Origin of the sequence: Succinivibrio sp., assembly GCF_045124615.1 — a bacterium.
Classification (GTDB): Bacteria; Pseudomonadota; Gammaproteobacteria; order Enterobacterales; family Succinivibrionaceae; genus Succinivibrio; species Succinivibrio faecicola.
The window spans coordinates 1-7,077 of sequence record NZ_JBGVMC010000294.1 but is presented as its reverse complement, the minus strand read 5'-3'; the positions used below and the strand labels follow the sequence as shown (position 1 = coordinate 7,077).

The following is a 7,077-nucleotide window of genomic DNA, read 5'->3' as shown; positions in this document are numbered from 1 at the left end:
ACCAAGTAAAGGCAAGAAACATCCTTGCAGTAACATTTACAAATAAAGCTGCAAAGGAAATGCGCGAGAGAATAGGTATGTACCTGAATGCTAATGATACTCATCAGCTATGGGCAAATACATTCCACTCTACATGTTTACGATTACTAAGAGCCTATGCAACTCAGGCTGGGTTAACTCCTGGATTCTTGATATTAGATACAGATGGACAGAATTCACTTGTAAAAAGAATAATGCAGGATCTTCAGATGGATATAAAGGAGATAAAACCATCTGAATTTGCTTCAAGGATCAGCAGCCTGAAAGAAAAGGGTATGAGAGCTGATGATTTTCAAAAGAGAGTAAACTATATAAAGTATACCAATAAAAGAAGCAGTGGTACTATAGAAAAGTTAGCTTTGGTTTACAGCGCATATGAAAGGATCTGTAATCAGGAAAATTCTGTAGACTTTGCTGAAATTCTATTAAGAACAGTCGAGCTTTTAAGATCAAACTCAGCTATCAGAGAAATTCAGAATGAACGATTCAAGGAAATTTTGGTGGATGAGTTTCAGGATACCAATTCTATTCAGTACGAGCTTTTGACACTGCTTGCAGGAAAAAATTCTCATGTAATGGTTGTAGGTGATGACGATCAGTCAATCTACAGTTGGCGTGGTGCAGACTACACAAACATGAAGAAATTTTTAAATACTTTCCCTGATGTTCATCAGTACCTTTTATCACTGAATTATCGCTCAACTCAGAATATTCTCGATATGGCAAATACTCTTATTGAGAAAAACTTTGAGCGCGTTATGCTCAAAAATTTAAAAGGAAACAATGGTACAGGTTCTCAGGTTTCCATTTTTAAATGTGCTAACAACAGAGTAGAGGAATTATCTGTTGCAAAAGAGATCCAATCCTTAAAGGATCAGGGCGTAAAACTTTCAGATATTGCTGTTCTATACAGAAACAACTATCTGTCATTCGGCTTTGAACAGGCACTGACAAAAGCAAAGATTCCCTATGTTATATATGGTGGTCAGAAATTCTTTGATAGAGCTGAAATTCAGTCTGCACTTGCATACTTAAAGATCCTTGTAAATAAAAAAGATGACACTGCTTTATTAAGAATAATCAATCTTCCTGCAAGAAAGATTGGACCAAAAGTTGTTGAGAGTCTTCGCAATATAAGCAATGAGCACAGCTGCTCAATCATTGAAGCTATTGAATATCTTCATGAATATGTATCTTCATCAGATGCTGCAAAAGAATTAAAAACTCTCTATTCTAAGGTATCAGCCTTTTATAATCTTTACCTTGAACTACTCTCTAAAAAAGAGACGATGAGACTTCATGAGTTTGTTCATCATATGCTGACACTAACAGGTCTTTATGCTTTCTATTCAGAAAAAGATGCTAAAGAAGGAAAAAGTGAAGAGGACAATTCTAGATACAAGAATTTAGGTGTTTTAGTATCTAATGTGAAGGAATTTGAAGCATCAGTAGATCAAGGTGAAGTATCTGTTGATTCTGAAAATTCAGCTAAAGTTGAAGATCAGCTGACTCTTTATCTGACAAACATTACTTTAGTATCAGGTGGAGAGATAAATGAAAATGGCTCAGATGAGACTATGCCATTTGACTGTGTAAATTTAATGACAATCCATGCATCTAAAGGTCTTGAGTTTAAATATGTCTTTATCTGTGGATTTGAGTCAGAGATCCTTCCATCATCAAGAAAGAGTTCAAGTGGAGATAACTCTTTAGAAGAGGAAAGACGACTTGCATATGTAGGAATTACAAGAGCAAAGGAGCAACTTGTTATTTCATACGCAAAAGCAAGAACAATGTTTGGAAAGAATGAGCAAAAAGGAGCAAGTTCTTTCTTATATGACATTGTTGGAAGCTATGAGAATTCTAAAAATAAGCCATATAAGATTGTCACAAAGATATAATTATTTTGGTGTAGCTAAAAAGGCTACACCTAGTAATGTATCTATCTTTTGATAACTGTGCTTTATCTTTGTATTTATCAAAAAAGCATACTTAAAATAAGCAGTTATTTAAAATAGATAAAAAGTATCTACTAAATTTTTTCAAAAAAAAGTGGACTTTAAAAAAAATGTGATAGAATTAACGCAGTAATCCATTCGATTGCGATATCAATTTTAAGGTCCTTATGCGACCTTTTCAACACTGGAATTATCCATTTTTATTTTTTAATAACCAACCCCACTGTATTCTCCATACAGATCAGGGTGATTTCGTTGAAATTTATGAATCTAACCGAACTTAAAAATACTCCTGTCGCACAGTTAGTTCAGATGTGTGAGCAGAATGGCATTGAAAATGTCGCCCGTCTAAGTAAAAAAGAAATCATCTTCCAACTATTAAAATACTGTTCAAAGAACGGTGAAGATATTTATGGTGAAGGTGTTATCGAAATTCTTCCAGATGGTTTTGGTTTTCTAAGAAGCGCAGACAGTTCTTATTTAGCAGGACCAGATGATATTTATGTGTCACCAAGCCAGGTAAGAAAGTTTAACCTAAGAACTGGTGATTCTATTTCAGGAAAAATCAGACCTCCAAAGGAAGGCGAAAGATATTTTGCTCTGCTCAAAGTAGATTCAGTAAACTTTGACCAGCCTGAAAACTCAAGACATAAGATCCTTTTTGAAAATCTTACTCCTTTATTCCCACAAGAAAGATTGAACTTAGAACTTGGTAATGGTTCAAAAGAGGATTTAACCGCAAGAGTTATCGATCTTGTTTCCCCTGTAGGTAAAGGTCAGCGTGGTCTTATTGTTGCTCCTCCAAAAGCTGGTAAGACAATGCTTCTACAGAATATTGCACACTCAATTTCTACAAAGAACCCAGAGTGTACTCTTATCGTTCTTTTAATTGATGAGCGTCCTGAAGAAGTTACTGAGATGCAGCGTAATGTTAAAGGTGAAGTTGTAGCTTCAACCTTCGATGAGCCTGCAGCACGTCACGTTCAGGTTGCTGAAATGGTTATTGAAAAGGCAAAACGTCTTGTTGAGCATAAACATGATGTTGTTATCTTAATGGACTCAATTACCCGTTTAGCCCGTGCATACAATACAGTTTCTCCATCATCAGGTAAGGTTTTAACCGGTGGTGTTGATGCAAACGCACTTCAGCGTCCAAAGAGATTATTCGGTGCAGCACGTAATGTTGAGGAAGGTGGTTCTTTAACAATTATTGCAACAGCCCTTATCGATACAGGCTCTAAGATGGATGAAGTGATTTACGAAGAGTTCAAGGGTACAGGTAATCTTGAATTACATCTATCAAGAAAGATTGCAGAAAAGCGTGTTTATCCTGCAATTGATGTTACCCGTTCAGGAACAAGACGTGAAGAGCTTATTACAACACCTGATGAGCTACAGAAGATGTGGATCTTAAGAAAGTTCCTACATCCTATGGGTGAAATTGAAGCTATGGAATTCCTCATTGACAAGTTATCAATGACAAAGACAAATGATGAATTCTTTACTGCAATGAAGCGTAGCTAAAACATAGTTCATAAAAACGAAGGCCTCCATCTGGAGGCCTTCTTGCAAGTTATCTTTTCTTATTTATTCTCGCCTTTTTCATGTTCTTTAATTGCATGATAAACGGCTTTTGCTAAGAATACATCCATCTTATCTCCGTTGTGCTCAAGCATTTTTGGGAACATTGAAATAGGGGTTGCACCAGGGAAGGTGTTGATTTCGTTTATCAGAATACCGTCTTCTTTTGATAAGAAGAAATCTATTCTTGAAAGATCACGTAGTTTCAAGCCAACGAAAGCACGTCTTGCAAGATTCTGAATTGTATGAATTTCTTCATCGGTTAAGCCTTCAGGTTCAACTGTAGTTGTGGTACCTGAATCCTGTGAGTATTTCTCATCATAGGTATAGAACTTATTTGATGGAATAATGATTTCACCTGGTTTTGAAATTTTTAACTCACCGTCAATTTCATAGGCTGCTACTTCAAGCTCGCGATGAACAATATTCTTTTCAATTACAACTTCAGTGCTGTATGAGAAAGCTTCAATGATGCTATCCCAAACATCATCTCTCTTGGTTACATGGTAGCAACCAACAGATGACCCCTGAGAAGCAGCTTTAACATAGATGTCTTTGTATTTATCAAAAAACTCTAATGCAATCTGCTTGTACTGCTCGTTAGGCAGTGGAATGATTTTATATGGGCTATTTGGAATTCCTAAAGAATCCAGATGTAGTTTTGTGGTATTTTTATCAAAACAATAGCGGCTTGCCTGAGAACGGCAACCAATATAAGGAATATTTAAAATCTCAAGGAATGACTGGATATCGCCAGTTTCGCCTGGTACACCATGGATACATGGAACAACGCAATCAACATCAAACTTATGATTGTCAAACACAAAAGTCTTGTTGTTATCAAAGTAACCTGGCTTATCTTCAACTAAAAACTGATTATTGTGAATAACAGCCTTTAGTACATAGAAATCTTCTGTCTTGTTTAATTGTTCTTCAATAAATGAAGCTGAAAGCAGAGAAATATCGTGCTCAGCGCCATCTCCGCCACATAGTAATAAGATATTGGTACTCATTTTGAATCCATTATTAATAAAATTTTGTGTAATGATATGATAATAAACAGAAAAGAAAAAGTACTGATTTTATAAAAGTGCACACAGCACACAAAAGAAACAAGAAAATTTCGATTGTGTGCTTTAGATATGGATTATTGTCTAGTTTAATGAGTTTTCAATTAGCGCTTTTAATTCATTTTTAGGAAGAGCGCCAACCTGACGGTTGATGATTTCACCATTCTTGAAAAGTACAAGATTAGGGATACTCATAACACCATATTTTGCAGCATTTGCTGAATTCTCGTCGATATCTACCTTTACGAATTTAACATTAGGTAGTTCTTCTGCTAAATCCTCAAGATATGAACCAACCATTCTGCAAGGACCACACCATGGAGCCCAGAAATCTACAAGTACAGGTTTATCTGACTTGATTACTTCAGCTTCAAACTGCTCATCATTGATATGAATTAACTTGTCACTCATATTATTTCTCCTTTTTTACTAATAGTAGCATGAAAAGGATTGTAAAGTGGCTTATGAAATTAAATATCACTTGTGAAGCTCATCAAAGCTATTAACATTAAGCTTTTTAATAAGATAGTTGAGTAACATTCCGTAAGCTGGGACAAAGATAGATAAATTTGCCACAATTTTTACTAGATAGTCTACGGTTGCAATTTCAACAAAGTTCTCTGCCATGAATGCATCAGGCCCATTCATGAAAGCTACTGCAAAGAAGATATATGTATCAATCAAGTTTCCAAAAACTGATGAGCAGATAGGGGCTAGCCACCATTTTCTATTCTGTCTTAATTTCTGGAATACAAGAATATCAGCAAGCTGTCCTGATAGATATGCAGTTAATGAAGCTAATGTAATTCTGAATACAAACACTGAGAAATTACTGAGATTTGAAAATCCCTGGAAAGTGCCGTGCTCGAATAATGTTCCTATAAAGTAGGACAGAATAAGACCAGGCATTGTTGCAAGGAAAACTACTTTTCTTGCATTTCTCTGTCTGAAAATTCTAACTGTCAGATCGGTTGTTAAAAAAATGAAAGGATAAGTAAAGGTTCCAACCGTTGTATTGATACCTGCGATGTTCAGAGGGATCTGAACAGCGTAATTGCTCAATACAATGATAAAAATATGAAAAAACCAAAGCTTATATAAAGGGAAAGTAAATGTTGCCATTTTCGTTTCAGTGATAAAAAAATAAATACAAAAGCGCGATTTAAAACCACGCCACCTGTCAAAAAGACAGTATATTGTATGACAAATAGCAGTAAAAAAAGTAAAATAATTTTGTTTGCAGGTTAGCTAAAAAACTCACATCTGGAGAAAAAATGAATATTCATAAGCAGCTGGTTCTGATAGATGGTTCCTCTTTTTTGTATAGAGCCTATCATGCATCAAAGAATGGCTTTACAAACTCTAAAGGCCAACCAACAGGTGTTTGTCTGATTATTACAAAGATGCTTCAGAATATTCTAAAGAAATTCTCTAACTCTGATTTCATTATGATTTTTGATGCTAAGGGAAAATCATTTAGAAATGAGATTTATTCACAGTACAAGGCAAATCGTCCTCCAATGCCAGACGATCTTCGCTCTCAAATTGAATATGTACATAAGATTGTCAAAGGATTAGGATTTCCCCTTGTTTCAATAGAAGGCGTTGAGGCCGACGATGTAATTGGTACATATGCATCAAAGGCAACAGAAAACAACATTAAAACCATTATCTGTACTGGAGATAAGGATTTAGCTCAGCTTGTAGACAAGAATATTACCTTATATGATTCAATGAACGATGTTTACTATGATGAAACAGGCGTTGTTGAAAAATTTGGTGTAAAACCATCTCTTATCATCGACTTTTTAGCTTTAAAAGGCGATTCTTCAGATAACATTCCAGGAATGGCTGGCTGTGGTGATAAAACAGCAGTTTCTTTATTAAATGAGATTGGTCCAATCAGTGAGATTGAAAAGAATCTAGACAAAATACCTACACTGTCATTTAGAGGTGCAAAGACATTTAAAGACAAATTCGTAAATGCCCTAGATTCAATTCATTTGTCATATACACTTGCAACCATCAAAAAGGATGTTGATGTTCCTTTTGAGCTTGATGATGTCCCAGAGCTTGCTACAGACTATGATGCTCTGATAGATATTTTTACTGAACTTGAATTCAAGAAAATACTCATTGAACTCAAATCACAAAGAGATAATGGATCATCTGCAGATAAGGTAGAAGAAAAGGCGGAATCTTCAGATACTAAATCTGAAGAAACAATGGTTTCTTTATCAGATAGTGATTCTAATCTTATTGATTACAGAGAATACGGCGCTTCATTTGTTTTAGTTGATACTTTAGAAAATCTGTTAGCTCTCGTTTCAAAAATCAACAGTGCACAGTTTGTTGCATTTGATACAGAGACAACTTCACTGAACACAAGAGATTGCAAAATTGTAGGTATGTCCTTATGTATGCACGAG

At 35.3% G+C, this 7,077-nt stretch carries 6 protein-coding genes; 3 read left to right on the top strand and 3 right to left on the bottom strand.

What is annotated here, in order from left to right; translation table 11 throughout:
* Both ACJML3_RS07675 and rho read left to right on the top strand, forming a co-directional pair.
* On the top strand, window positions 1–1,940 hold a 1,940-nt coding region (locus ACJML3_RS07675; RefSeq protein ID WP_406022070.1), incomplete at its 5' end, for an ATP-dependent helicase.
* Window positions 1,941–2,261: 321 nt separating this feature from the next.
* On the top strand, window positions 2,262–3,521 hold the full coding sequence (rho, locus tag ACJML3_RS07670; protein WP_219937634.1) for a transcription termination factor Rho: 1,260 nt from the start codon (window positions 2,262–2,264) through the stop codon (window positions 3,519–3,521).
* A 59-nt stretch (window positions 3,522–3,580) separates the two neighbouring features.
* Here rho and ACJML3_RS07665 read toward each other — a convergent pair whose 3' ends face one another.
* The 3 genes from ACJML3_RS07665 to ACJML3_RS07655 all read right to left on the bottom strand — a co-directional run bounded on the left by ACJML3_RS07665 (window position 3,581) and on the right by ACJML3_RS07655 (window position 5,770).
* Window positions 3,581–4,591: a D-alanine--D-alanine ligase gene (locus ACJML3_RS07665; RefSeq protein WP_288135605.1), complete on the bottom strand. Its 1,011-nt coding sequence runs from the start codon at window positions 4,589–4,591 to the stop codon at window positions 3,581–3,583.
* A gap of 141 nt (window positions 4,592–4,732) precedes the next feature.
* The gene (trxA, locus tag ACJML3_RS07660) at window positions 4,733–5,059 is read right to left on the bottom strand and encodes a thioredoxin (protein ID WP_219937623.1); all 327 of its coding nucleotides are present in this window, start codon (window positions 5,057–5,059) and stop codon (window positions 4,733–4,735) included.
* A 66-nt stretch (window positions 5,060–5,125) separates the two neighbouring features.
* Window positions 5,126–5,770: a 7-cyano-7-deazaguanine/7-aminomethyl-7-deazaguanine transporter gene (locus ACJML3_RS07655; protein WP_406022067.1), complete on the bottom strand. Its 645-nt coding sequence runs from the start codon at window positions 5,768–5,770 to the stop codon at window positions 5,126–5,128.
* A 152-nt stretch (window positions 5,771–5,922) separates the two neighbouring features.
* Between ACJML3_RS07655 and ACJML3_RS07650 the strand changes: the two genes are divergently transcribed.
* A partial coding sequence (locus tag ACJML3_RS07650; RefSeq protein ID WP_406022065.1) for a 5'-3' exonuclease H3TH domain-containing protein occupies window positions 5,923–7,077 on the top strand: 1,155 nt, incomplete at its 3' end.